Consider the following 25,309-nt stretch of genomic DNA (forward strand, 5'->3'; position numbering starts at 1 on the left):
TCGTGCGCCCCCGAGCGCAGGAAGGAACGGTGATGGTGTCTCGCATCATCCTCAACGCGTTCGAAATGAGCTGCGTCACGCACCAGGCCCCCGGACTCTGGCGTCACCCCGACAATCGTGCCGACCGGTACAACCGACTGGACTACTGGGCAGATCTCGCCCGTCTGCTCGAGCGCGGCACGTTCGATGCGGTGTTCCTCGCCGACGTGGTGGGCGTCTACGACGTGTACCGCGACTCGGCAGCCCCCGCTCTGCGCGACGCGGCGCAGATTCCCGTCGGCGACCCGCTTCTGCAGATCCCCGTCATGGCCGCGGCCACCTCGCACCTCGGCTTCGGGGTGACGATCGCCTCGACCTACGCCCAGCCGTACGCGCTTGCGCGCACGCTCTCGACCCTCGACCACTTCACCGACGGCCGCGTGGGGTGGAACGTCGTCACGTCGTACCTGAACAGCGCGGCGCGCAACCTCGGGCTCGGGGAGCAGATCCCGCACGATGACCGATACGAGATCGCCGACGAGTTCCTCGACGTCACCTACAAGCTCTGGGAGGGATCCTGGGAGGACGGCGCCGCGGTCCGCGATCGCGAGGCCGGGGTGTTCACCGATCCCGAGCTCGTGCACCCGATCGAGCACCACGGCCGGTTCTTCGACGTCCCCGGCATCCACCTGGCGGAACCCTCGCCCCAGCGGACCCCCGTGATCTTCCAGGCGGGTGCCTCCCCCCGCGGGCAGGAGTTCGCCGCGCGGCACGGCGAGGCCGTGTTCATCAACGGTCTCGTGCCCGAACTCACCCGCACGGTCACCGACAGCATCCGCCGTAAGGCCGAGGAGATCGGTCGTCCGCGCGAGAGCGTCAAGATCCTCACCCTCGCGACCGTGATCGTCGCGGAGACCGACGAAGAAGCACAGGCGAAGCACGCCGACTACCGTCGTTACGTCTCCGTGGAGGGGGCGCTGGCACTCTACGGCGGATGGTCGGGAGTCGATCTCTCAGCGCTCGACCCCGACGAACCCCTCCAGTACGTCGACACGGATGCGGCCCGCTCCGCGCTCTCGATCTTCACGAAGGCCGACCCGTCACGCACCTGGACCCCTCGGGACATCGCCGAGTACGTCGGCATCGGCGGTATCGGCCCGGTCATCGTCGGGAGCGCGGCCACCGTCGCCGACGAGCTGGAGCGGTGGGTGGAGGTGGGCGGCATCGACGGGTTCAACCTCGCCTACGTCGTGACGCCCGGCACGTTCGAAGACATCGTCGAATACCTCATCCCCGAGCTTCGCCGCCGCGGCCGGGTCTGGGACGAGTACGAAGGCGGCACGCTCCGCGAGCGGATCAGCGGAAGCGCGGTCGTTCCGTCGTGGCACCCCGCCCACGCCTACCGCGGTGCCTATCGCGCACGTCGCAGCGCCGCCGACGGTGCCGCCGCCCGTCAGCCCGAATCCGTCTGAGCACGCACACCCGAAGGAGCGCACACATGGCCATCGCCGAAACCCGCACCGCCCGCACCCCATGGAGCGGCACCGCCGACCGTGACGAGCTCGCCCGGTGGGACGCCGTCGCCCTCCGCGTCGCCGACCAGCTCGGACAGGACGCCCTCGCCCGCGACCGCGCCAACGCGCAGCCGTTCGCCGAGGCCGAGCTGCTCCGCGAGGCGGGCCTGACCACGCTTCTCGACCCCGTCGAGTTCGGCGGCGGCGGCGGCCACTGGGAGTCGGCTCTACGCGCTGTGCGGACGATCGCGCGGACCGACGGATCGATCGCCCAGCTGCTCGGCTACCACTACATCAACTCGGCCAACATCGCCCTGGTCGGTGCTCCGGAGGAGCGCGAGCGCTGGTACCGGGCGTCGACGGCGGGCCGGTGGATCTGGGGCGACTCGGTGAACCCGGTCGACCCGCAACTGACCCTCTCGGTCGACGGCGACGGATACCGCCTGAACGGCTTCAAGCGGTACTCGACCGGATCCGGGGTGGGCGACGCGCTGCTCATCAACGCCGTCGTCGAGGGCGGCGCGCGGCACGGCGAATTCGCCTTCCTCGTGCTGCCCTACGGGCACCCGGGTGTCGAGCTCGTCGATGACTGGGACAACCTCGGCCAGCGCCTGTCGGCGAGCAACACCGTGCGGTACACCGACGTGCGCGTCGACCCGGATCAGGTGCTCGGATACGGCACGGACGAACCGATCCAGAGTTTTGTCACCCCCGGCATCCAGCTCGTGTTCGGCAATCTGTACCTCGGGATCGCCCAGGGTGCGCTCGCGCAGGCACGCGAGCTCACGCGGGCGCGCCCCAACGCCTGGTTCCTGAGCGCGGCGGAGACCTACCGCGAGGACCCCTTCGTCCAGCGCTTGTACGGCGAACTGGTCTCGCGGGTCGCCGCGGTCGAGGCCCTCGCCGACCGCGTCAACCGGCGCTTCGACGAGATCATCGGGCGGGGCGAGACCGTGACCGCCGACGACCGCGCGGGGATCGAGATCGAGGTGGCGCAGCTCAAGGTCGTCTCCAGCGACACCGCCGTCGACGTCGCCCAGCGCGTGTTCGAGGCGACCGGGACGAGTTCGACCGCGAACCGGATCGGTCTCGACCTGCACTGGCGCAACATCCGCACGCACTCGCTGCACGACCCGGTCGACTACAAGAAGCTCGAGGTCGGCGCGCATTTCCTGACCGGCGCCGTCCAGCCGATCTCGCTGTACACATGAGCGCGACCGACTACGCAGACCAGCTCTGGGCGCGTCTTCCCGCCGACGTCGTCGCCGCGTTCCGCCCCGCGGTCGAGGAGATCGCTGCGGGGGCCGGCGCGCGCGACGTCGAGCGCGAGCTTCCGGTGAAAGAACTGGGGCTGCTGCGCGACGCGGGGCTCGGCCGGGCACGACTCCCGATCGCCGACGGCGGCGCCGGCCTCGACTGGCCGACGTTCGGGCGGCTGCTGATCGCGATCTCCGCGGCCGACAGCAACCTGCCCCAGATCCTCCGCGGGCACTTCGCGCTCGTCGAGCAGGCGCTGACGACGGGCGATCGCGCGTTCGCGGAGCGCTGGCTGCCGCGCATTGCAGCGGGCGAGATCACGGGCAACGCGTGGAGCGAGGCGGGCGGGTCGAGCATCGCGCGCGCCAGCACCGAGCTCGTCGCCGACGCCGATGGCGTGCTCCGCATCCGGGGCCGCAAGTTCTACACGACGGGCAGCATCTTCGCGGAATGGACGGATGCGGTCGCGCACCGGCTGAGCGACGGCGTCGACGTCTCGGCCCTCGTGCGCCTCGACCAGCCCGGCGTCACGGTGCTCGATGACTGGGACGGCTTCGGCCAGCGGCTGACGGGAACCGGAACCATCGTGTTCGACGGCGCCGTCGTCGAGGCCGGGGACGTGCTGCCGGTGCCCGAGCGATTCGGCTACCAGACCGTGCTCTACCAGTTCGTGCTGCTCGCGGTGCTCGCCGGCACGGCGCACGCCGCGGTGGCCGACGCCGCCGACGCGGTGCGCGCCCGCACGCGCGTGTACAGCCACGGTTCGGCAGACCAGGCCCGCAGCGACCCGCAGATCCAGGCGTTGCTCGGCGAGCTCGCGGCATCCGCCTTCGCCGTCGAGTCGGTCGTTCTCGCGGTGGCCGATGCGCTCGAGGACTCCTACGGTGCGGCGCTCGCCGAACGCGATTCCCCGGGTGAGGAGGAGGCGGATCGTCGACGCCGCATCCACGGCCTCGCCGAGGTGCGCGCAGCGCAGGCGCAGTCCTTCGCGACCGCGGCCGTGCCGAAGATCTCGTCGCGCTTGTTCGACGCGCTCGGCGCCTCGGCCACGTCCCGCGGGGCTTCTCTCGACCGCCACTGGCGGAACGCGCGCACGGTCTCCAGCCACAACCCGGTGCTGTTCAAGAACCGCTGGGTGGGGGAGTGGGTGCTCGACGGCACGCTGCCGCAGCCGCTCTGGGCGGTGGGGAACCCGACGCCGGGCGCGTGATCCGCGGCCGCCCACGACTCAGGCGTGGCGGTCGAGGAACGCGTAGACCTCGTTGTCGTCGACCCCGGGGAACGCGCCGCGGGGCAACGGCGTGAACATCTGCATGTGCACGCGTGCGCTCGGCCACGCCTTGCCGGTCCACCGATCGGCCGCGGCGCTGTCGGGCCGGCGGCAGCACGCCTCGTCGGGACAGGTCGAGACCGCGCGCTGCGCCGTTTCGCGCCCGCGGAACCACTTCGCGTCATCGAACGGGACACCGACGGTGATCGAGAACTCGCCCGCCGCGGTGCTGCCGGTCTGGGTCGAGCACCAGAAGGTGCCGGACGGAGTGTCGGTGTACTGGTAGTGCTCCGTCGTGCGGTTCTGCTCGGCGAACGCCGACCGCGCCGAGAACTTCCGGCACACGATCTGTCCTTCGACCGCCCCCGTGACGTCCATCGGAAGGGGCAGGTCGTCGTTCTCGAAGACGCGGGAGATCGAGCCGTCGCCGTCGACGCGGAGGAAGTGCAGGGGGATGCCGATGTGCTCGGTGAGGAGGTTCGTCATCCGCATCCCGGCTGCTTCGTGGGTGACGCCGAACGCGTCGCGGAAGTCCTCGACCGCGAGATTCCGGTCCTTCTTCGCCTGCTGCAGGAAGGCGACCGACGCGGTCAGGGGCATGAGGCAGCAGGCGGCGTAGTAGTTGATCTCGAGGCGCTGCTGCAGGAAATCGGCGTAGTCGCTCGGCGGGCGGTGCCCGAGCAGGCGGTGCGCCATCGCCTGCAGCGCCATGGAGCGCAGTCCGTGGCCGCCGGGGATCGACGCCGGCGGAAGGTAGATGCGTCCGTTCTCGATGTCGGTAATCGAACGCGTCGACTGCGGCAGGTCGCTCGCGTAGATGAGCTCGAAGCCGAGTTGCTCGGCCATGACGCTCACGGTGCGATGCGTCAGCGCACCGCCGCCGTGACCCGCGGCTTTCAGCTGCTTCTCGGCGAGCTTCTCGATCTCGGGCAAGTAGTTGTTGCGTTCCCGCATCCGGAGGCGCAGTTCGGTGTTGGCCCGTCGCGCCTCTTCGGGGGTCGCGATCGCCTCGCGCTCCCGGCGCTGCAGCTCGCGGTGCAGCCCCAGCACGGTCTCGATCGTCTCGTCGCTGAGGCTCTTCGTCACCCGGATGCCGGGGAGACCCAGCCGGCGGAACTCGTGCGTCGACTGGGCGCGGTCGAGTTCGATCTCGAGGGCGGCGCGGCGGTTGGGCGGGTCGCTGGAGAGGAGATCGGCCAGCTGCGCCCCGGTCGCCCCCGCGATCTGCTGCAGCAGCGAGAGCTTGGGTTCGCGCTTGCCGTTCTCGATGAGGCTCAGGTGGCTGCCAGCGACGCCCACCGCAGCGCCCAGCTCGTCGAGCGTGAGTCCGGCCGAGGTGCGGTAGTGACGGATGCGGTGGCCGAGCGTGGCGAGCTCGATCGTGGACGAAGTCATTCTTTGAATATAGCGAAAGAATCCAGACTCTTTCGACCTGGACGGCGGGTAAGAGTCGCCGCGAAGGCGGCAATCTGGGTGAGAACCCGCGTTCTGAACGCGATCCACCCACCTTCAGGAGTCATCGTGGCACTTGCCGAGACCTTCATCCGCACCGCACCCCACGGCACCGCCGCCCTTCGTGCGTACGGCCGCCGTCCGGCCGTCGAGGGTGCCGGCATGGCAGCCCTCACCGCGTGGGTCGACGAAATCGCCGCCCTCACCCAGCCCGACCGCATCCACTGGGTCGACGGCTCACGCGGCGAGAACGACACGCTGCTTCGCGAGATGGTCGACGAGGGCAAGCTGATCAAGCTCAACCCGGAATGGCGCCCCGGTTCGTACCTGGCCCGTTCGCACCCGAGCGACGTGGCACGCACCGAGGGGCGGACCTTCATCGCTTCCGAGCGGGAAGAAGACGCCGGCCCCACCAACAACTGGGCGGCCCCGGCCGAGATGCGCGGGACGATGACCCGCGTCTTCGCGGGGTCGATGCGCGGCCGCACGATGTACGTCGTGCCGTTCTCGATGGGCGCGGTCGGCGGCCCCCTCTCGCACATCGGTGTGCAGGTCACCGACTCGGCGTACGCCGTCACATCGATCGGGATCATGACGCGGGTCGGTGACGACGTGATCGCCGAGATCGCCGCGGGAGCCCCGTGGGTGAAGACCGTGCACTCGGTCGGCGCCCCGCTGGCACCCGGCGAGGCGGATGCAGCGTGGCCCTGCAACGACGACAAGTACATCGTGCACTTCCCCGACACTCTCGAGGTCTGGTCGTACGGCTCTGGGTACGGCGGCAACGCGATCCTCGCGAAGAAGTGCTTCGCCCTGCGCATCGCCTCGGTCATCGGGCGCGACGAAGGATGGCTGGCCGAGCACATGCTCCTCATCCGGGTCATCAGCCCCGAGGGCAAGGCGTACCACGTCGCGGCGGCGTTCCCCTCGGCGTGCGGCAAGACGAACCTCGCGATGCTGCGTCCGACGATCCCGGGGTGGCGCGTCGAGACGCTCGGTGATGACATCGCCTGGCTCCGCCCCGGCGACGACGGTCGGCTCTGGGCCATCAACCCCGAGGCCGGGTTCTTCGGTGTCGCCCCCGGAACGGGCGAGTCGACGAACGTGACCGCCGTCGAGACGCTCTGGGGCAACACGATCTTCACGAACGTCGCGCTCCGCCCCGACGGCGACGTCTGGTGGGAAGGACTCACCGACGAGGCCCCGGCGGAGCTCACCGACTGGGAGGGGAACGCGTGGACTCCCGCATCCGGTCGCCCCGCCGCCCACCCGAACTCGCGCTTCACCGTCTCGGCCGGGCAGTGCCCGCAGATCGCCGAGGACTGGGAGGCGCCCGAGGGCGTGCCGCTGGACGCGATCCTGTTCGGCGGGCGACGCGCGACCAACGTGCCCCTCGTCCTCGAGGCGACGGACTGGACGCACGGCGTCTTCCTCGGGTCGACGATCTCGTCGGAGCGCACCGCGGCTGCCGAGGGCACCGTCGGCGAGCTGCGCCGCGATCCGTTCGCGATGCTGCCGTTCTGCGGTTACAACATGGCCGACTACTTCGGGCACTGGGTGTCGATCGGCCAGAAGCTCCGATTTGACCGGGCGCCGCGGATCTTCCAGGTGAACTGGTTCCGCAAGGGCGCCGACGGGCGGTTCCTGTGGCCCGGGTTCGGTGACAATGCCCGCGTCGTGGACTGGATCATCCGCCGCGTCGAGGGCCGGGTGCCCGCGATCGACAGCCCCATCGGGCGTCTGCCGCGTACGAGCGATCTGAACCTCGACGGCATCGAGGTGCCGGATGCGGACCTCGCCGAGCTCTTCGCGGTCAACCCGCAGTCGTGGCTGACCGAGGCGACGCTCACGGAGGAGTTCTACGACACCTTCGGTGACCGTGTTCCCTCCGCGCTCCGCGCCGAACTCGCGTCGCTGCGCTACCGCCTGGAGCGCGCCGACGTCGCCTGAGCGCCCGGGCGCCCGGGCGTGCCGGTCGGCTGAGCGCCGGTGCTCCCGGGCGCCGAGCGCGCCAGTCGGCTGAGCGCCGTGCGCCCGGCCTCGCCCGCCCGCGCTGGTGCGCGCCCGCGCCGGTTCCGGGCTCACGTGGCGCAATCCGCCGCCGCGACTCGCCGATTGCGACACGTGAGCGCCGAGTACCGCGGCTCACGTGTCGCAATCTGTCGCCACGACCCGCGGATTGCGCCACGTGAGCGACGCGCGCGCCTCACGAGTCGCGATAGGTCGGGCCGGGGCCCGCCGCGCCGGTCCTGGGCCATGCATGTGTCGGTCGCGGTGTCGGTCGCGCTGGTTCCCCGCTCACGTGTCGCGATCTGCCGCCGCGACTCGCCGATTGCGACACGTGAGCGCCGAGTACCGCGGCTCACGTGTCGCGATCTGCCGCCGCGACCCGCGGATTGCGCCACGTGAGCGATGAATGCGCGCCTTACTCGTCGCTATCGGTCGCGCCGGGGCCGCCGCGCCGGAGTCGGCTCGCGCCGGGGCTGGTCACGCTGGTTCCCCGCTCACGTGTCGCAATCGGCCGCCGCGACTCGCCGATTACGCCCCGTGAGCGACGAGTACCTCGGCTCACATGTCGCAATCTGCCGCCACGACCCGCGGATTGCGCCACGTGAGTGCGGGGGACCACGTGAGCACGGCGGACGTGACCGCGGGGGACGTGAGCGCGGCGGGGGACGTGAGTGCGGGGGATGGCGAAAGCCGCAACGTCAGACGAGCAGCTGGTGCTTCGCGAGGTCGCGGTAGAGCGGCACGGTGGCGACGAGTTCGGAGTGCGTGCCCTGACCGACCACGACCCCGTCCTCGAGAACGACGATCAGGTCGCTGTCGACGACGGTCGAAAGGCGGTGCGCGATGACGATGAGGGTGCGTCCGGTCGCCACCGCGTCGATGGCCTCGCGCATGCGCTGCTCGTTCAGTCCGTCGAGCGATGACGTCGACTCGTCGAGCAGCAGGATCGGGGGCGCCGCGAGCAGTGCCCGTGCGATCGCGAGCCGCTGACGCTCGCCGCCCGAGAGCATGACGCCGGCCTCGCCCACCGGCGCGTCGATCCCGAGCGGGTTCCGCTCGAGCACGTCGCCGAGGTTGACGGCGCGAAGGACTCGCGCGCACTCCTCGTCGCTCGCGTCGGGTGACGCGAGCCGCAGGTTCTCGGCAATCGTGCCGGCGAGCGTCGGCGCATCCTGTTCCACGTACCCGAGCTGGGCGCGGAGCGCATCCCGCTCGAGCGTGCGGATGTCTTCTCCGCCGAGCAGGATGGCGCCCGACGTCGGGTCGTAGAACCGCTCGATCAGCGCGAGTGTCGTGCTCTTGCCGGCACCGGACGGCCCGACGAGCGCGACACGCGAGCCGCGCGGCACGGTGAACGACACCCCGTGCAGAACACCGCCGTCGTCGGTGCCGGTCACGGTTTCCGCCACGCCGGCCGCGGCGACGCCCTGATCGACGACGGCCACGGCGCTCGTGTCCACGCGCGCCTGTTCGAGCACCGCGCGCGCCTCGTCCTCGGCCTTCCGGCGGGCCTGCACGACGTGCTCGGGGTAGCGGAAGTGCACGTCGCGGAACTCGATCGCGGCATCGGCGTCGCCGCGGACACCGGATGCGGTCGCGGCAGCCGCCGTCGCCGCATCATCCGCCGTCTCGGTCGGCAGTTCCAGCACTTCCTGGATGCGGCCGAGCGCGCCGAGTGCCTGGTTGACCGAGCTGATCGCGCCGAAGAACGAGCCGAGCGGGGCGACCAGGAGGAAGAGGAACATCACGAAGGTGACGAGGTCGCCGACCGTGATGTCGCCGGCGGCGACGCGGTAGCCGCCGAGGCCGAGCACGACCAGGAGCGACACTTGGAGGGCGATCCCCGCGATCGGCACGACGAGCGCGGACACCTTGGCGATCCGCACGCCGACGCCGTAGACCTCGGTTGCCACGGTGGTCACCGCGGCCGTCTCGCGCTCGGTCGCACCGGCGGCGCGGACGGTCCGGATCGAGCCGATCGCGCGTTCGATGCCGGAGGCCAGCTCGCCGACCTTCTGCTGTTGCTGCTGGGTTGCTTGACGGATGCGGCTGCTGAGCGCGACGACACCCACAACGGACACCCCGATGACCACCACGATCGCCGCGAGGAGCAGCGGGTCGATGAAGCCCATCGCGATGATCGCGCCGACGAACAGCAGCGCGTTGCCGACCGAGTCGGCGAGGCCCTGGGTGAGAACGGCGTAGAGGAGAGTCGTGTCGGTGCCGACGCGCGACACCAGGTCGCCGGTGCGGCGGGAGTCGAACTCGCTGATGGGCAGGTGCAGGATGCGGGCGATCAGCTGTCGACGGCTCGAGTAGACGACCGCGGTGCCGGTGCGCTGGAGCAGGTAGTGCTGGTAGCCGGAGATGATCGAGCTTCCGACGACCAGGCCGACGATCGCCCACACGAGCATGCCGAGGCCCTGCTCGGCCTGCACGCGCTGGATGACCTGTCCCACAAGGAGGGGCTGGCCGAGGGTGAGGGCCGCCCCGACGATGCTGAGCACGACGATGAACACGACCACGCCGCGGTGCTCGAACACGTACGGAAGCAGTTGTTTCAGGCTCGCCCGGGGTCCGTCTTTCGGATCCGCGCGGCGGCCGCGGCGGCGGGGTTCGGAAGCCGTGCCGGACATGGGGGTGCCTCGTTCCTGCGTGGGGATTGCGTACCTTCGACCGTACTTCGCTCCGGGCCCTCAGAGGCGCGCGGTCATCGCCATAGAACGGCGATCGCCGCGTTCGCGAGAGTGAGGATACCGACCGCCCAGAAGAGGGGTGCCGGTGTCGCGCCGGTGCGGCGCTGGCGCGCGGTCCCGATGCCGAGCACCGCGCCGATGGCGAGGAGGATGACCAGCTTGACGCCGATCTTGGCGTAGTTCAGGTCGTGGTCGATGCCCCACGGCGCGGCGAGGGCGAGACCCGCGATACCGGCGATCAGCATCCCGTAGGTCATCAGGCGCGTGAGTCGGATGCGGCGGCCCACGGCCTCGGCGGCCCATGCGCCGAACAGGACGGCAAATCCGACGAGGTGGACGAGGAGCACGACGTGACGCAGTATTTCCATGCGCGTCACCCTACCTTACGTAACACTGAAGGTTGGTGCCGGCCGGTCTGCGCGCCGTTCGAGAGTGGATCGGCCGGCCGGCATCGGCCGGCCGATCCACATCGCGGTCTAACGTGCGGCGGTCACGCCGATGTTCTCGTCGTAGTCGATGTCTTTCGTCTCCTTCGACAGCAGCAGGGCGATGAAGGTGAGCACGCCCATGGTCGAGAGGTAGATGCCGACGAGCCACGGGTTGCCGTCGCCGAGTTCCCACAGCCACAGCGCGATGATCGGAGCGACGGCCGCACCGAGGATCGACGAGACGTTGTAGGAGATCGCCGAACCCGTGTACCGCACGTTCGTCGGGAAGAGTTCGGGCAGCAACGCCCCCATCGGACCGAACGTCGCGCCCATGAGCATGAAGCCGAGAACGAGGAACGCCTGCGTGAGCGCACCGGTGAACTTCGGGTCGGAGTGCGGCAGCAGGAACACCGAGAAGGTGAGACCGAACACGATGATCAGTCCGGTGACCCACAGCAGCAAGCGCCGGCGGCCGATCGCGTCGGCGATCGGTCCCGACAGCAGCGTGAAGACACCGAAGAAGATCACACCGATGATCTGCATGATCACGAAGTCGGTGTAGCCGAAGCCGAGACCGGGGTAGAACTGCGCGGCGAACGCCGTCGGGTCGAACGGCTTGCCGGCGGCTTCCGCGGCTGCCTGGGCGGTGGCGGATGCGGCGCTCAGGTCGCCGGACTTCGTGCCGTACGAGAGCGTGAAGTTCGTCATCAGGTAGAAGAGCACGTAGGTCGCCAGCATGATGAACGTGCCGAGAATGAGCGACTTCCAGTGCCGGCGGATCACGACGCCGAGCGGGAACTTGCGGATCGCTCCCTTCTCCTCGGCCTTCACGAACGACTCGGACTCGACCAGACGCAGACGCACCCAGAGGCCGACGATGACCATGACGGCCGAGAAGAGGAACGGCACGCGCCATCCCCACGCCAGGAACTCCGCGGATCGCTGCGCGGTGCCGTCGGGGTGGGGGAGCGCGAAGTTGATGATCAGGAAGACCGTGTTGGCGATGATGAAGCCGATAGGGGCGCCGAGCTGGGGGAACGTGCCGTACCAGGCGCGCTTTCCCTTCGGCGCGTTCTCGGTCGCGACCAGCGTGGCACCGGACCACTCGCCGCCGAGCGCGAAGCCCTGCGCGAGCCGCATGACCAGCAGCAGCACCGCGGCCCAGACGCCGATCTCGTTGAAAGTGGGGAGGCAGCCGATGAGGAAGGTCGCGACACCCATCGTGAGCAGCGACGCGACGAGGGTCGCCTTGCGGCCGAACCGGTCGCCGAAGTGCCCGAAGACGACTGCGCCGATGGGGCGCGCGATCATCGCCGCGCCGAAGACGCTGAACGAGAGCAGCAGCGCGGTGGTGTCGTTGCCCGTCGGGAAGAACAGAATCGGGAACACGAGCACGGCCGCCGTGGCGTACGCGTAGAAGTCGTAGAACTCGATCGTCGTGCCGATGAGGCTCGCGGTGATGACGCGAGAGCGCGGGTTGGCGGGTGCGGTCGAGGTGGGGGGTGCAGAGGTGGTCACGAAGAAGCCCTGTCGAAGATGCGGCGGAGAGACGTTCGTTCTGCGATGCGTCGAGGTGGGCGAGCCGCGGCGCGGGGTGTGCGCCGGGTGGAAGCCAGATCACCGTGTGCGCCGACGAGTCGCCGAGGCACGATCCTCGATTCTACGCCTCTCGTCGGCGAGATCGGCGGCGCTGCCGCGATGCCGCCCGCCTGGTCGGCATCGGCGGCGGGGTATGGCGGCTCCGCGGAAGGTCCGGGGCGGCGCATGCCCCCGGCCGCCTGCGGCGGCCTCCCGCCAGACCCGATGCCAGCGCCGCCCCGGACCGCCCGCGGCGCGGCGCGGCCGTGGTGTCGACCGCCGGGGGTCGCCGCCTCAGCCGCGCAGCTCGCGCAGCAGCAACGCCGTGCGGACGGCGGCGTCCGCGGCTTCCTCGCCCTTGTCCTCCGTCGAGCCGGGAAGCCCGGCCCGGTCGATGCCCTGCTGCTCGGTGTCGAGCGTGAGCACGCCGAAGCCGACCGGTTTGCCCGTGTCGAGAGCCACCCGGGTCAGTCCGTCGGTCGCGGCCGACGACACGAACTCGAAGTGCGGGGTCCCGCCGCGGATGATCACGCCGAGGGCGACGACCGCATCCGCGCCCGCCTCTAAGGCCGCCTTGGCGGCGACCGGCAGCTCGAACGATCCGGGTACGCGCACGACGCGGTACTCGGCTCCGGATGCGGTCAGCACCCGCTCCGCGCCCGCGATCAGGCCGTCGGTGATGACGTCGTGCCAGGTGCCCGCGACGACGACGACGCGCAGTCCGCTCGCGTCGACGATCTCGGTCCGGGGTGCTCCGTGTCCGCTCATTGGCCTGTGCTCTCTTTCATCTGTTCCAGGGCATCGGTGAGGTCGGCATCCGGGATGATGTGCCCCATCCGGTCGCGCTTGGTCGCGAGGTACTGGTGGTTGTTCGGTCCGACGCCGACCAGCAGCGGAACCTGCTCGACGACGTCGAGCCCCAGGGCGACGAGCTGGTTGACCTTGTCGGTGTTGTTCGTCAGCAGGCGCACCCGTTCGACGCCGAGGTCCGCGAGGATCCCCGCGGCCGCGGCGTAGTCGCGGGCATCGGCCGGCAGGCCCAGCGCGAGGTTCGCGTCGACGGTGTCGAAGCCGCGCTCCTGCAGGCTGTACGCCCGCAGCTTGTTGATGAGGCCGATCCCGCGGCCCTCGTGACCGCGCATGTAGACGACGATGCCGCCGTCGCGATCGATGCGATCCAGAGCGGCGTCGAGCTGCGGTCCGCACTCGCACTTGAGGGAGCCGAACGCTTCACCCGTCAAGCACTCCGAGTGCACCCGCACCAGCGGAGCGTCGTCGAGCTCGCCGGAGACGACCGCGATGTGGTCGGTGCCGGTGATCCGGTCCTTGTACGCGAGGAAGCGGAACTCGCCGTGCGAGGTCGGCACGGTCGCCTCGGCGCGCAGGCTCACGCGCCGTCGGTGCGAGGCCGCCACCACGGCGTCGATCGGCTCGGTCTCCTGCAGGTAGGCGATCAGTTGCTCGATCGTGATGACCGGGATGTCGTCGCGGGCGCCGAGCTCGATCAGGCCGGGAAGACGCATCATGCTGCCGTCCTCGGCGACGATCTCGGCGATCGCACCGACGGGCTCGAGGCCGGCGAGGCGCATGAGATCGACGGCGGCTTCGGTGTGGCCGCTGCGTTCGCGGACACCGCCCTCCACCGCGCGGAGCGGCAGCACGTGGCCGGGGCGGATGAGACTCGTCGGCACGGATGCGGTGTCGGCCAGCACGTTCAGCGTGCGTGCCCGATCGGCGGCGCTGATGCCCGTGGTGACACCGGAGGAGGCATCGACGCTGACGGTGTAGGCGGTGCCGCGGGCGTCCTGGTTGACCTCGACCATCGGGGGGAGGTCGAGCCGGTCCGCCCATTCGGCGGGCATCGGCGCGCAGATGAACCCGCTCGAGTGGCGCACCGTCCAGGCGATCCACTCGGGAGTCGCGAGCTGAGCGGAGAGGATGACGTCTCCCTCGTTCTCGCGATTCTCGTCGTCGGCGACGATGACGGGGTTGCCGGCGCGGAGCGCGTCGAGGGCGACGGGGATGGGGGAAAGGCTCATCGTGAGCCTCCTTCGAGGGGGATGCGGGGAGCGGGGGAGAAAGCGAGAAGGCGCTGCACGTGGCGCGCGAGGATGTCGGTCTCGAGGTTGACGGCGTCGCCCTCCACGCGGGCGCCGAGGGTCGTCGCCGCGAGCGTTTCGGGGATGAGGGACACTTCGAGCCACTGCTCGGCGGCATCCGCATCGCTCACCGCGCTCACCGTGAGCGATACGCCGTCGAGAGCAATCGACCCCTTGTCGACGACGAGAGGGGCGAGCTCGGCGGGCACGCTGACGCGGATGACCTGCCACTGCGCGCCGGGGCGGATCTCGAGCACGCGGCCCGTCCCGTCGACGTGGCCCTGCACGATGTGTCCGCCGAGGCGGGCGTGCACCCCGGTGGCCCGTTCGATGTTGACGCGCGTGCCGCCGGCGACACCCGCGACGGAGGTCATATCGAGCGTCTGGCGCATCACGTCGGCCGTGAACCAGTCCGGGCCCTGATCGATGACGGTCAAGCACACGCCGGAGACAGCGATGGAGTCGCCGTGACCCGCGTCGGACACGGCCAGCGGAGCCTGCACGGTCAGACGCACGCCGTCACCCGACGGCTCGACGGCGGTGACCGTACCGATCTCTTCGATGATTCCGGTGAACATCAGCGAACTCCTTCGAGCGGGGTGGATGCGGGGCGCGCGATGATCAGAAGGTCGTCGCCGAGGCGGTGGAGATCGGTCATCTGCAGGCGATGCTGCTGGTCGATCGTGTCGACACCCAGCATCCGCACCGCCGGATGGTCGGTCCCGTCGGGGCCGTAACCGATCAGAGTGGGGGCGACATAGGCGAGGATCTCGTCGGCGAGTCCCGCCCGGATGAAGGCGCTCGCGATGGTGGGGCCGCCCTCGACGAAGACACGCTGCACCCCGAGTTCGCGCAGCTCGATCAGGAGCGAGTCCGAGGCCTCATCGCCCGCGTGCTCGCCGAAGAGGTTCGCGCCGGAGCGGTGCAGGAAGCCCCGCGGATGCTGCCGCAGCGCCGCGTCGTCCGGCACGGCGCGGTCGCCCAGCACGACGGGGAGCGGCTGGTGCTCGTATAGTGAGCCGTCGGGCCGGCGGGCGGTGAGCGCCGGGTCATCGGCGAGCACCGTTCCGGTACCCACCACGATCGCATCCGCATCCGCACGGCGACGGTGCACGTCGGCCCGGGCGTCGGGGCCGGTGATCCACTGGCTGGTGCCGTCCGCGGCGGCCGCGCGTCCGTCGAGGCTCTGCGCCCATTTGACGGTCACGTGCGGGCGGCCGAGCATCTGCATCGTGGTCCAGGACGACAGCAGGTCGCGGGCGTCATCGGCCAGCACGCCGGACTCGACCGAGACGCCGCCCGCGCGCAGGCGATCCGCGCCGCCGCTGGCGACCGGCGTGGGGTCGGGCAGGGCGTACACGACGCGCGCGATGCCCGCCTCGAGGAGCGCGACGGCGCAGGGGCCCGTGCGTCCCGTGTGGTTGCAGGGTTCCAGCGTGACGACCGCGGTGGCCCCGCGGGCCGCGCCCGGGGCGAGATGCGAGAGCGCGTCGACCTCCGCGTGCGGGGTGCCGGCGCCGTGGTGCCACCCCTCGGCGAGGACGTCGCCATCCGGCCCCAGAATCACGGCGCCCACCTGCGGGTTGACACCCGTCGGGCCGCGCCGGGCGATCTCGAGCGCGTGCGCCATGGCACGGCGTTCGGTGTCGCTGACCGTCATTCGTTTCTCCGCTCGCAGGCTCCGCGGTCGGCGAACGGCGCGCGCCGCCTACGGCGGTCACGCGTGCTGCCTCCCATCCGGACTAGCGACATGAATGTCGCATCACCGTCGGTTCCGGAATTACACCGGATCAACCTTTCCCCGCCCTGAAGGGGGGAAACGCTCGCGGACTGTTACCGCCGGTTCGGATTCACACCGACCCCGGAGCACGTTTGCTCCGAGTGTACTCAACCCCTCGGACGCGGAATCATTCCCCGCCTCGCGCGGTCACAGAACGCGCGTCCCGGTGCCCGCGTGCGGGGGCTCGGGGAGGGGCGCAGGCTCCGGGGTAGTGGGCGGGGGCGCCGGCCGCCGGGGGCCGGCAGCGGCCGTAGGTGCGCGGTGCCGACCGCGGGGGCGCCGGGGCCGCGCGCGCGCAACTCCTCCAAGTCGTGGGTGTCGGCCGGTCGGGGCGCTGCCGGGGCCCGATGTGGAGGAGTTATCGCGGGTGCACGTGCGCGACGGGCGAGATTCGGCCCGCCCCGCGCCCTTCGGGCGGGGCTGCACTCGTTGCTCCTGCAGTCGCGCACGCGCGCCGCCGCAGCCGGGTGCCGCGCGCATAACTCCTCCAGATCGTGGGTGCCGGGCGGTCGGGGCACTGCCCGGGGCCCGATGTGGAGGAGTTATCGCGGGTGCGTGCCCCGACGGCGTCGCGACGCTACCCGGCGAGAGCCCGCGCGGAGGGTTCGTCGATCACGAGATCGGTCACCAGGCCCGCCGCGAGCGCGCCCCGCACGCTGTCGAGCTTGCCGTCGCCCGAGACGATGCAGATGCGCCGGGGCACTCGCGCGAGATCGGCGAGGGCCGGGCCGGAGGCGCGAGCGTTCAGCGCGATGTCGGCGCTCGAGCCATCGGCTCGATAGAACACGGTCGCGACGTCGCCGACGACGCGTTCCCGGTCGAGCTCGGCGAGGTCGGCGGGTTCGAGATAGCCGCCCGCGTACACGTGGCTCGGCACCGACGATCCGCTCGCGCCGACCGAGAAGACGACGGCGTCCATGGATGCCTGTGCGTCGAGGATCCGGTGCATGCTGCGCTCGCGCCAGAGCGCGGTCTTGGTCGCGGGGTCGTCGAAGAACGCGGGAACCGGGAACTGCTGCACCTGCGCAGTGAAAGCGCGCCCGAACCGGCGGAGCAGCTCGCTCGCGTAGCCGAGCCCCGTCGTGCGCGTGTTGCCCGAACCGTTGAGCTGCACGAAGCGCGTGCCGGTCGTCGGCTTCGGGACGAGTCGACGGCTCACCGCAGCGATCGTCGCCCCCCAGGCGAGCCCGACGGTCATGTGCGACCCGATGTGCGTGGCCAGCACGTCGGCCGCGGTGGCGGCGACGATGTCGAGCCGCTCCACCTCGCTCGCGTCCTCCCGCACGAGGGCCGTGTGCGTGGTGACGCCGTACCGGAGGCGCAGCGTGTCGGCGAGGCCTTCGGGGGCATCGCGCGGTGAGCGCACGCGGATCTCGACGAGCCCCGTCTCGCGGGCATGCTTGAGCAGGCGTGACACCGTCGACCTCGACATCCCCAGGCGCGCGCCGATCGATTCCATCGTCTCGCCGTGCAGGTAATGCGCGGTCGCGGCCGCGAGAGCGCGCTCGTCATGGCGGCGGAGTTCATCGGACATCGATCCAGTCTGCACGTTCGTGCATCGCGACTGCAACGATGTGTGCGGCTGGCACGATGGGTGCAGTGGCGCGCCCGACGCCGCGATGCGGAGGAATCATGACGACGGATGCGGCCCCTCGACGGTCCTGGCAGCAGTTGGTCGATCGTCCCCACGCCGAGGTGCTGATCGTCGGCGGCGGTATCAACGGTCTCGCGACCTTCCGCGACCTGGCGATGCAGGGGATCGACGTCGCCCTCGTCGAACGCGACGATTTCGTCAGCGGTGCGTCTGCGGCCAGCTCCCACATGATCCACGGCGGCATCCGGTACCTCGAGAACGGCGAGTTCCGTCTCGTGCACGAAGCGGTCGTCGAACGCAACGGTCTGCTGCAGATCGCGCCGCACTACGTGCGCCCTCTGCAGACGACGATCCCGATCTCGTCGACGTTCTCGGGCGTCCTCTCCGCCCCGTTCCGATTCCTGCGCCACGGCGCCGGACGCCCGAAGGAGCGCGGTGCGGTGCTCATCAAGATCGGGCTCGTCATCTACGACTCCTTCTCTCGCGGCGGCGGACAGGTCGCGCGGCACGCGTTTCACGGGCGCACGCAGTCCCGCCGCATCCTTCCCGAGTTGAACCCGTCCACGCGCTACACCGCTTCGTACTGGGACGCCTCGCTGCACGATCCCGAGCGGCTCGCGCTCGACGTGCTGCAGGACGGGATCACCGCCGGCCGTGACCGCGCTCGCGCGGCGAACTACGTCGCCGCGGTCGAAGCGCGGGACGGGGCGGTGCTGCTGCAGGATGCGGAGACCGGCGCGCAGGTCGAGTTCACCGCATCCGTCGTCGTGAACGCGTCGGGCCCGTGGACCGACCTCACGAACGCGGATCTCGGCGCGCCGACCCACTACATGGGCGGCACGAAGGGGTCGCACATCGTGCTCGACAACCCGGCGCTGCTCGCAGCGACCGGCGGGCGGGAGATCTTCTTCGAGCACAGCGACGGCCGCATCGTGCTCATCTACCCGCTGAAAGGCCGGGTGCTGGTGGGCACGACCGACCTCGAGCACGACATGCGTGACGAGATCATCTGCACCGACGCCGAAGTCGACTACTTCTTCGAGCTGATCGGCCACGTCTTCCCTCGCATCGAGGTGGACCGCGAGCAGATCGTCTACAGGTTCTCGGGTGTGCGTCCGCTCCCGGGTCACGGCGATCTCGCCCCCGGGTTCGTGTCGCGCGACTACCGGATCGAGTCCTCCCCGCTCACGGGTTCGGATGGCCGCGTGCCCGTACTCAGCCTCGTCGGAGGCAAGTGGACGACGTTCCGCGCGCTCGCCGAGAACCTCTCCGACCGCGTGCTCGAGGCCCTCGGCGCCGACCGTCGGCAGAGCACCGCCGGTGTGCAGATCGGCGGTGGCATCGGCTACCCGACGACCGATCGCCGGCGCGCACGTTGGGTGAACGACAACGCCCAGGGTCTTCCGGCCGAGCGTGTTGCCGTGCTGCTGGACCGGTACGGAACGCGCGCGACCGAGGTGATCACCGCGATCGTGGCGGATGCGGACGACGCACCCCTCTCGGCCGCACCGAACTACTCGACCGCCGAACTGCGCCACCTCGCCCGCGCCGAGAACGTCGTGCACCTCGCCGACCTGCTTCTTCGTCGGACGAGCCTCGCGTTCACGGGCGAGGCCGTCGCCGCCGCTGCGCAGATCGCGGATGCGGTGGCACCGGCGCTGGGCTGGGACGCCCCGCGCGTGGCGCACGAGGTGCAGGCCGGGATCGCCGCGGTACGCCGGGCGGAGCCGCATCCGGTGTCGGCACGCTCCGACGAAACGGATGCGGAGCCCGCATCCGCGGACGCGGGCACGGCGCACGCCGAGTCCTGAGCGACCGCACCCCGCACGGCATAATCGAGCACGGGTCGCGCACCGGCGCGCCCGGAGAGGAAACGGCGACGTGGCCGACCATGTGATCGCCCTCGACCAGGGCACCACTTCCACCCGAGCGATCGTCTTCGACGCGGCCGGTCGCATCGTGGCGAGCGCGCAGCGCGAGCACGCGCAGATCATGCCGCGCGCCGGCTGGGTCGAGCACGATGCGAACGAGATCTGGACCAACGCGGTCTGGGTGCTCGAGACCGCGCTCGCCGAGTCGGGCCTGGGATCGGACGAGATCGCGGCCCTCGGAATCACGAACCAGCGCGAAACCGCCATCGTGTGGGACCGCCGCACCGGTGAACCCGTCCACAACGCGATCGTCTGGCAGGACACGCGCACGCAGCCGGCGATCGACCGCCTCGTCGACGCGCACGCGGACTACGACCGCTTCGCCGACATCACCGGCCTGCCGCTCGCCACCTACTTCTCTGCATCCAAGGTCGCTTGGATCCTCGACCAGGTGCCCGGTGCGCGCGCGGATGCGGACGCCGGACACCTCCTGTTCGGCACCGCCGACAGCTGGCTCGTCTGGAAGCTCACGAACGGCGACCGGCACCTGACCGACGTCACCAACGCCAGCCGCACGCTCCTCATGGACCTCGAAGCGCTCGATTGGTCCGAGCGCATGCTCGATGTGTTCGGCATCCCGCGGACGATGCTTCCGGAGATCGTGTCGTCCTCGGCCGTCGTCGGGGAGATCTCCGCGGTGGCGGCGCTTCGCGGAACCCCGATTGCCGGCATCCTGGGCGACCAGCAGGCCGCGACGTTCGGTCAGGCCGCCTTCCTTCCGGGCGAATCGAAGAACACCTACGGCACCGGCAACTTCCTCCTCGTCGGCACGGGCGAACGCATCGTCCGCTCGCCGCACGGCCTGATCACCACCGTCGCGTACCGGATCGGCGACGAGCCGGCGCAGTACGCCATGGAAGGATCCATCGCCGTCACCGGGTCGCTCGTGCAGTGGCTCCGCGACAACCTCGGCATGTTCAGCGAATCCAACGAGATCGAGCGGCTCGCCGCATCCGTCCCCGACAACGGCGGCGCCTACTTCGTGCCCGCATTCTCCGGACTGTTCGCGCCGTACTGGCGCCCGGATGCGCGCGGCGCACTCGTCGGGCTCACCCGCTACGTCAACCGTGCGCACATCGCTCGCGCCGCTCTCGAGGCCACCGCATTCCAGACGCTCGACGTGATCGGCGCGGTCGAGGCCGACACCGGCCACGCCCTCGAAGAACTCCGCGTCGACGGCGGAATGACCAAGAACGGCCTGCTCATGCAGTTCCAGGCCGACATCCTGGGCGTCCCCGTCGTGCGCCCCGAGGTCATCGAGACCACCGCGCTCGGCGCGGCCTATGCCGCAGGCCTCGCCACCGGAGTCTGGACCGACCTGGACGAACTCCGCAGCCACTGGCGCGAGGGCGAACGGTGGGAGCCGCAGATGGACGGCGAAGAACGGGACCGCCGCATCCGGATGTGGCGAAAAGCCGTCCGCCGATCCTTCGACTGGGTCGACGACGATGCCCGCATCCTCATGGGCACGACCGGCTGAGGGGCGGGGCTGGTGCTGGCGCTTCGCAACGCTGGTGCTGGTAGTCGCGCTTCGCTGCGCGGGAGGTCCCCGGCGCCGCATGCCCCCGGCCGCCTGCGGCGGCCTCCCGCCAGTCCCGATGCCAGCGCCGCCGGGGACCTCCCGCTTCGCGGTGCCGGATAGGGCGAGGGATGCGGTGGCTGCCGGATGTCCGGATCGCCTGCGGCGGACTCCCGCCAGTCCCGATGCCAGCGCCGCCGGGGACTTCCCGCTGTGCGGTGCCGGATAGCGCGGCGGATGCGGTGGCTGCCGGATGTCCGGATTTTCTGTGGCGGCCTCCTGCCAGTCCCGATGCCAGCGCCGCCGGGGACCTCCAGGTTCGCGGTGCCGGGATGCGGCAGGGCGCGGGCCGGGCGGCGTTACTTGAGGAGCCGCGAGAGGCGGCGATCCGCCAGGATCTTGCCCCCGGTCTGGCAGGTCGCGCAGTACTCGAGCGAATTGTCGGCGAAGAAGACCGAACGCACCACGTCGCCGCACACCGGGCACGCCTCACCGCGCCGCCCGTGCACGCGCATCCCGCGGCGCTTGGCGTCCTTGAGGTCGGCCGGAGGTTTTCCGGATGCGGTCGCCACCGCATCCGTCAGCGTCTCGACGGTCGCCGCGTACAGCGTGTCGATGTCGCCGTTCGAGAGCGTCGCGGCCAGCGCGTACGGAGACAGCCGCGCGACGTGCAGGATCTCGTCGGAGTAGGCGTTGCCGATGCCCGCGACGATCGACTGATCGCGGAGGACGCCCTTGATCTGCGTGCGCCGCCCGGCAAGCAGGCCCGCGAGCGTGTCGCGCGTGAAACCGGGCGCCAGCGGATCGGGTCCCAGCCGCGCGATTCCCGGCACATCCGCGGGGGAGCGCGCCACGTACACCGCGAGCGACTTCTTGGTGCCGGCCTCGGTGAGATCGAAACCGGAGCCGTCGTCGAACCCCACGCGCAGCGCGATCGGTGTTCGACCGGGCTTCACGACGGTCGCCGGCATCGTGTCGTACCAGCGCAACCACCCCGCCTTCGCCAGGTGGAACACGAGATGCGCGTCAGCGTCCACCCCGAACACGTCGACGTCGAGGAACTTGCCGTGACGCTGCACCGCCCGCACCGTCGCACCGATGAGGCTCTCGATCGGGGGGTCGTAGGTCTTCAGAGCCGAGATCGCGACGATCTGCGCCTTCGTGATCTGCCGCCCGGGGAGGCGGCCGTTCAGGAACGCGACGAGACCTTCGACCTCCGGCATCTCCGGCATGGAGTCATCCTGTCACGTGCCGCCGACACCGGCCCGACTCAGTCGAGGACCGGCCACGACTGCGGCGTGCGGTCATCGTCCGCGAGGAGGCCGGCGATCCAGCCGTCGCTCCGGACGCCCGTTCCGTTGCGCAGGACCGAACGCGACATCCCCTCGTACCGGAACCCGAGAGCCCGCGCGGCGCGGGCCGAACCGATGTTGCCGACGACGGCCCGCCATTCGATCCGGGCGAGGCGGAGTCCGTCGGGAGAGAACCCCCAGTCGATCACCGCACGCGCCGCCTCCCGCACGACGCCGTCGCCTCGCGCCGCCGGGGCCGTCCAGTAGCCGAGCTCGCCGGCACCCGTCCCGTCGACGCGGTAGATGCCGATCGTGCCGACCAGGGCACCGTCGCGGTGGACGCCCCAGGTGAAATGCACACCGACCGCCCACTCCGCCGCGACCCGGTCGACGAACGCCTCGGCCAGTGAGCGCGGGTACGGCGAGGGCACGGTCGTGTAGCGCTGGATCTCCGCATCCTGGCACGCCGCATGGATCGCGTCGACGTCGTCGATCGTCGGCGCGAACAGCTCGAGACGGGCGGTGCGGAGCGTGACCGGTTCCATTCCGGCACCCTACCGGCCGGGCGCGCTCCGCATCCGGCCCCGTAGCAGATCAGACCGTGATCGGGCTTCCCGACATCGTGCGCGGCGCGAGGCGCTGCAACTGCGTGACGTGTGACGGCGTGAGTTCGGCCAGTTCCGACACCTGCAGCAGCTTCATCGTGCGAACGATCTGCTCGGTGAGGATCTCGATCGTGCGGTCCACGCCCTCGCGTCCGCCGGCCATCAGGCCGTAAAGGTAGGCGCGGCCGATGAGGGTGAACTTCGCCCCCATGGCGATGGATGCCACGATGTCGGCGCCGTTCATGATGCCCGTGTCGATCGTGATCTCGGTGTCTGCTCCGACCTCGCGGACGACCTCCGGCAGCAGGTGGAACGGCACGGGCGCGCGGTCGAGCTGGCGTCCGCCGTGGTTCGAGAGCACGATGCCGTCGACGCCGAGATCGACGAGTTTCCGGGAATCCTCGACGTTCTGCACGCCCTTCACGACGATCTTGCCCGGCCACATCGAGCGGATGATGTCGAGATCCTCGAACGAGATCGAGGGGTCCATGGCGGAGTCGAGCAACTCGCCGACCGTGCCGCCCGTCGTCGACAGCGACGCGAACTCGAGCTTCGGGGTCGTGAGGAAGTCGATCCACCACCAGGGGCGGGGGAGCGCGTCGAGGATGGTGCCGACGCTCAGCTGCGGCGGGATCGAGAACCCGTTGCGCTTGTCGCGCAGCCGTGCACCGGCGACCGGGGTGTCGACGGTGAAGAACAGCGTGTCGAATCCCGCCTTCGCGGCGCGCTCGACTAGCGCGTACGAGATCTCGCGCTGGCGCATCACGTACAGCTGGAACCAGTTGCGGCCCGCGGGATTCGCGGCCTTCACGTCTTCGATCGAGGTCGTGCCGAGCGTCGACAGGGTGAAGGGGATGCCGGCCGCACCGGCCGCCCCCGCACCGGCGATCTCGCCCTCGGTCTGCATGAGGCGCGTGAAGCCGGTCGGCGCGATTCCGAACGGCAGCGCGGACGGGCCGCCGAAGACGGTCGTGGAGGTGTCGACGTGCGACACGTCGCGCAGGATCGACGGGTGGAACTCGATGTCCTGGAAAGCCTGGCGGGCACGCGAGAGCGAGATCTCGCCGTCGGCGGCGCCATCCGTGTAGTCGAAGGCCGCGGTCGGGGTGCGGCGCTTGGCGATCCGCTGCAGATCCTCGATCGTGAGCGCCGAGGTGAGGCGACGGCGCTTGCCGTTCAGATCGGGCTTCTTGAACTGCATCAGTTCGAGGAGTTCGGCGGGGTTCGGCAGCTGCCGGCGGATGGCACTCATTGGCGTCCTTCGAGAGGGGGATTGCACGGCGCACCGCGCGGGTAGGTGGTCAGACCTCTCTGCTAGAGTAGGGATGCGCCGTGGCTGAGTCAATCCGGGCCGTCGCGCGGAGGAGGACGACGTGACCGACGTACGCAACCCGGCCTGGGCTCCCGTCATGCGCAGTCGCGCGCACGAGCTCGTGATTCAGGCGATCGAAGACCAGATCATGACCGGCGGACTGACGGTCGGTGATCCGCTGCCTCCCGAGCGTGAACTCGCCTCCCGGCTCGAAGTGAGCCGCGCGGGAGTTCGCGAAGCCGTGCGCGTGCTCGAAGGGCAGGGCGTGCTGCGGTCGAGGGTCGGCTCCGGCGCCGAGGCCGGCACGTTCATCGCCGCACTCCCCGACGCCGCGCTCACCCGTTTCCTGCGCTTGCACGTCGCGCTCGCGAACTACCCGCTGGCCGACGTGGTCGATGCGCGCGTGACGCTGGAGCGGTCGTCCGCGTCGTTCGCGGCGCGGAACGCGGATGCGGCCGCCCTGGCCCCCATCCGGGCCGCCCTCGACCGGGGCGCCGTCCCCGGGCTGTCGCTCGCCGAGTTCAACGACGCCGACACGGCGTTCCACGTCGCGATCGCCGAGGCGGGCGAGAACCGTCTGGTGGCCTCGATGACCGTCGCCATCCGGGAGTCGCTGAGCGCCCGCATCCTGGACGCGCTCGCCGACCACGCGGACTGGTCGGGCCTCGCAGCCCGGCTGCACGCGCAGCACGTCGAGCTGTTCGAAGCGATCAGCCGGCGTGATCCCGACGCCGCTGCGCGACTGGCGGAGGAGCACATCCGCTTCGCCGGCCAGGAACTCCCGCACGTTCCCTGAGAGATCTGCGGCACGGCGAGTGCAGTCTGCTAACTCCTCCATACTCGACACCGCGGGCCCGCGGACCGGGTAAACGCACCGAAATGGAGGAGTTGGCGTCGCGAGGGCGGCGGCACGGCGGCGGAAGTCGTCCTCCACAGGGCGAGTCACCCCGGAAGTTGTGCCGACAGGGCGCTTCGCGCGGGATGCAGCAGCCC

Annotated in this window: 19 protein-coding genes and 1 riboswitch; of the genes, 7 read left to right on the forward strand and 12 right to left on the reverse strand. The window is 70.5% G+C overall.

The features are described from left to right. Positions 1-32: 32 nt before the first annotated feature. From LQ938_RS03820 to LQ938_RS03830, 3 genes are read left to right on the forward strand one after another with little or no spacing between them, the layout of a single operon-like run. Entirely contained in the window at positions 33-1,451 is a 1,419-nt protein-coding gene (locus LQ938_RS03820; protein ID WP_223721848.1) for an LLM class flavin-dependent oxidoreductase, read from the forward strand. A 26-nt stretch (positions 1,452-1,477) separates the two neighbouring features. Then, positions 1,478-2,704, forward strand: coding sequence for an acyl-CoA dehydrogenase family protein (locus LQ938_RS03825; RefSeq protein ID WP_223721849.1), 1,227 nt, complete (start codon positions 1,478-1,480; stop codon positions 2,702-2,704). After that, entirely contained in the window at positions 2,701-3,960 is a 1,260-nt protein-coding gene (locus tag LQ938_RS03830; RefSeq protein ID WP_223721850.1) for an acyl-CoA dehydrogenase family protein, read from the forward strand. The genes LQ938_RS03825 and LQ938_RS03830 overlap by 4 nt, the downstream gene beginning before the upstream one ends. An 18-nt stretch (positions 3,961-3,978) precedes the next feature. Here the strand turns inward: LQ938_RS03830 and LQ938_RS03835 are convergent, their stop codons facing one another. Beyond that, a complete protein-coding gene (locus tag LQ938_RS03835) occupies positions 3,979-5,415 on the reverse strand; it encodes an XRE family transcriptional regulator (protein ID WP_223721851.1) in 1,437 nt (478 codons plus the stop codon). Between the two features lie 126 nt (positions 5,416-5,541). Here LQ938_RS03835 and LQ938_RS03840 point away from each other — a divergent pair, with 126 nt between their 5' ends. Further along, on the forward strand, positions 5,542-7,422 hold the full coding sequence (locus tag LQ938_RS03840) for a phosphoenolpyruvate carboxykinase (GTP) (RefSeq protein ID WP_374197467.1): 1,881 nt from the start codon (positions 5,542-5,544) through the stop codon (positions 7,420-7,422). 758 nt (positions 7,423-8,180) lie between these two features. Here the strand turns inward: LQ938_RS03840 and LQ938_RS03845 are convergent. The 8 genes from LQ938_RS03845 to LQ938_RS03880 all read right to left on the reverse strand — a co-directional run bounded on the left by LQ938_RS03845 (position 8,181) and on the right by LQ938_RS03880 (position 17,597). After that, positions 8,181-10,118, reverse strand: a complete 1,938-nt coding sequence (locus tag LQ938_RS03845; RefSeq protein WP_223721852.1) for an ABC transporter ATP-binding protein — start codon at positions 10,116-10,118, stop codon at positions 8,181-8,183. A gap of 74 nt (positions 10,119-10,192) precedes the next feature. Next, positions 10,193-10,546 carry a Fe-S protein gene (locus LQ938_RS03850; protein WP_223721853.1) on the reverse strand — a complete coding sequence of 118 codons (354 nt, stop codon included), beginning with the start codon at positions 10,544-10,546 and terminating at the stop codon, positions 10,193-10,195. Between the two features lie 108 nt (positions 10,547-10,654). Further along, positions 10,655-12,124, reverse strand: a complete 1,470-nt coding sequence (locus LQ938_RS03855; RefSeq protein ID WP_223721854.1) for an MFS transporter — start codon at positions 12,122-12,124, stop codon at positions 10,655-10,657. A gap of 354 nt (positions 12,125-12,478) precedes the next feature. Next, positions 12,479-12,952: a 6,7-dimethyl-8-ribityllumazine synthase gene (ribH, locus tag LQ938_RS03860; RefSeq protein WP_223721855.1), complete on the reverse strand. Its 474-nt coding sequence runs from the start codon at positions 12,950-12,952 to the stop codon at positions 12,479-12,481. After that, positions 12,949-14,223, reverse strand: coding sequence for a GTP cyclohydrolase II (gene ribA / locus LQ938_RS03865; RefSeq protein WP_223721856.1), 1,275 nt, complete (start codon positions 14,221-14,223; stop codon positions 12,949-12,951). Before ribA ends, ribH begins: the two co-directional genes overlap by 4 nt. Then, a complete protein-coding gene (locus LQ938_RS03870; protein WP_223721857.1) occupies positions 14,220-14,861 on the reverse strand; it encodes a riboflavin synthase in 642 nt (213 codons plus the stop codon). Before LQ938_RS03870 ends, ribA begins: the two co-directional genes overlap by 4 nt. Beyond that, positions 14,861-15,943, reverse strand: coding sequence for a bifunctional diaminohydroxyphosphoribosylaminopyrimidine deaminase/5-amino-6-(5-phosphoribosylamino)uracil reductase RibD (ribD, locus tag LQ938_RS03875; RefSeq protein ID WP_223721858.1), 1,083 nt, complete (start codon positions 15,941-15,943; stop codon positions 14,861-14,863). The genes LQ938_RS03870 and ribD overlap by 1 nt, the downstream gene beginning before the upstream one ends. Positions 15,944-16,002: 59 nt before the next feature. After that, positions 16,003-16,157: riboswitch (FMN riboswitch) on the reverse strand. A gap of 483 nt (positions 16,158-16,640) precedes the next feature. Further along, the gene (locus tag LQ938_RS03880) at positions 16,641-17,597 is read right to left on the reverse strand and encodes a sugar-binding transcriptional regulator (RefSeq protein WP_223721859.1); all 957 of its coding nucleotides are present in this window, start codon (positions 17,595-17,597) and stop codon (positions 16,641-16,643) included. A 98-nt stretch (positions 17,598-17,695) separates the two neighbouring features. Between LQ938_RS03880 and LQ938_RS03885 the strand changes: the two genes are divergently transcribed. Next, positions 17,696-19,468, forward strand: a complete 1,773-nt coding sequence (locus LQ938_RS03885) for a glycerol-3-phosphate dehydrogenase/oxidase (RefSeq protein WP_223721860.1) — start codon at positions 17,696-17,698, stop codon at positions 19,466-19,468. Positions 19,469-19,538: 70 nt separating this feature from the next. Beyond that, entirely contained in the window at positions 19,539-21,068 is a 1,530-nt protein-coding gene (gene glpK / locus LQ938_RS03890; protein WP_223721861.1) for a glycerol kinase GlpK, read from the forward strand. Positions 21,069-21,466: 398 nt separating this feature from the next. Here glpK and LQ938_RS03895 read toward each other — a convergent pair whose 3' ends face one another. The 3 genes from LQ938_RS03895 to LQ938_RS03905 are packed head-to-tail and all read right to left on the reverse strand — an operon-like array spanning position 21,467 to position 24,256. After that, complete coding sequence (locus tag LQ938_RS03895; protein WP_223721862.1) at positions 21,467-22,339, reverse strand: Fpg/Nei family DNA glycosylase; 873 nt, start codon at positions 22,337-22,339, stop codon at positions 21,467-21,469. Between the two features lie 38 nt (positions 22,340-22,377). After that, positions 22,378-22,944, reverse strand: a complete 567-nt coding sequence (locus LQ938_RS03900) for a GNAT family N-acetyltransferase (RefSeq protein WP_223721863.1) — start codon at positions 22,942-22,944, stop codon at positions 22,378-22,380. Between the two features lie 49 nt (positions 22,945-22,993). Next, positions 22,994-24,256, reverse strand: coding sequence for an alpha-hydroxy acid oxidase (locus LQ938_RS03905; RefSeq protein ID WP_223721864.1), 1,263 nt, complete (start codon positions 24,254-24,256; stop codon positions 22,994-22,996). A gap of 121 nt (positions 24,257-24,377) precedes the next feature. Here LQ938_RS03905 and LQ938_RS03910 point away from each other — a divergent pair, with 121 nt between their 5' ends. Further along, positions 24,378-25,112: a FadR/GntR family transcriptional regulator gene (locus tag LQ938_RS03910; RefSeq protein ID WP_223721865.1), complete on the forward strand. Its 735-nt coding sequence runs from the start codon at positions 24,378-24,380 to the stop codon at positions 25,110-25,112. The last annotated feature ends 197 nt before the right edge of the window (positions 25,113-25,309 follow it).

It is taken from the genome of Microbacterium sp. cx-55 (assembly GCF_021117345.1).
Taxonomy (GTDB): domain Bacteria; phylum Actinomycetota; class Actinomycetes; order Actinomycetales; family Microbacteriaceae; genus Microbacterium.

Bases quoted from the DNA above. Each gene is read 5' to 3' on its own strand.
- LQ938_RS03850 (WP_223721853.1), bottom strand. From the start codon at position 10,546: ATGGAAATACTGCGTCACGTCGTGCTCCTCGTCCACCTCGTCGGATTT.
- LQ938_RS03880 (WP_223721859.1), bottom strand. From the start codon at position 17,597: ATGTCCGATGAACTCCGCCGCCATGACGAGCGCGCTCTCGCGGCCGCG.
- LQ938_RS03845 (WP_223721852.1), bottom strand. From the start codon at position 10,118: ATGTCCGGCACGGCTTCCGAACCCCGCCGCCGCGGCCGCCGCGCGGAT.
- LQ938_RS03830 (WP_223721850.1), top strand. From the start codon at position 2,701: ATGAGCGCGACCGACTACGCAGACCAGCTCTGGGCGCGTCTTCCCGCC.
- LQ938_RS03870 (WP_223721857.1), bottom strand. From the start codon at position 14,861: ATGTTCACCGGAATCATCGAAGAGATCGGTACGGTCACCGCCGTCGAG.
- LQ938_RS03905 (WP_223721864.1), bottom strand. From the start codon at position 24,256: ATGAGTGCCATCCGCCGGCAGCTGCCGAACCCCGCCGAACTCCTCGAA.
- LQ938_RS03885 (WP_223721860.1), top strand. From the start codon at position 17,696: ATGACGACGGATGCGGCCCCTCGACGGTCCTGGCAGCAGTTGGTCGAT.
- LQ938_RS03835 (WP_223721851.1), bottom strand. From the start codon at position 5,415: ATGACTTCGTCCACGATCGAGCTCGCCACGCTCGGCCACCGCATCCGT.
- LQ938_RS03895 (WP_223721862.1), bottom strand. From the start codon at position 22,339: ATGCCGGAGATGCCGGAGGTCGAAGGTCTCGTCGCGTTCCTGAACGGC.
- ribD (WP_223721858.1), bottom strand. From the start codon at position 15,943: ATGACGGTCAGCGACACCGAACGCCGTGCCATGGCGCACGCGCTCGAG.
- LQ938_RS03900 (WP_223721863.1), bottom strand. From the start codon at position 22,944: ATGGAACCGGTCACGCTCCGCACCGCCCGTCTCGAGCTGTTCGCGCCG.
- LQ938_RS03820 (WP_223721848.1), top strand. From the start codon at position 33: ATGGTGTCTCGCATCATCCTCAACGCGTTCGAAATGAGCTGCGTCACG.
- ribA (WP_223721856.1), bottom strand. From the start codon at position 14,223: ATGAGCCTTTCCCCCATCCCCGTCGCCCTCGACGCGCTCCGCGCCGGC.
- ribH (WP_223721855.1), bottom strand. From the start codon at position 12,952: ATGAGCGGACACGGAGCACCCCGGACCGAGATCGTCGACGCGAGCGGA.
- LQ938_RS03825 (WP_223721849.1), top strand. From the start codon at position 1,478: ATGGCCATCGCCGAAACCCGCACCGCCCGCACCCCATGGAGCGGCACC.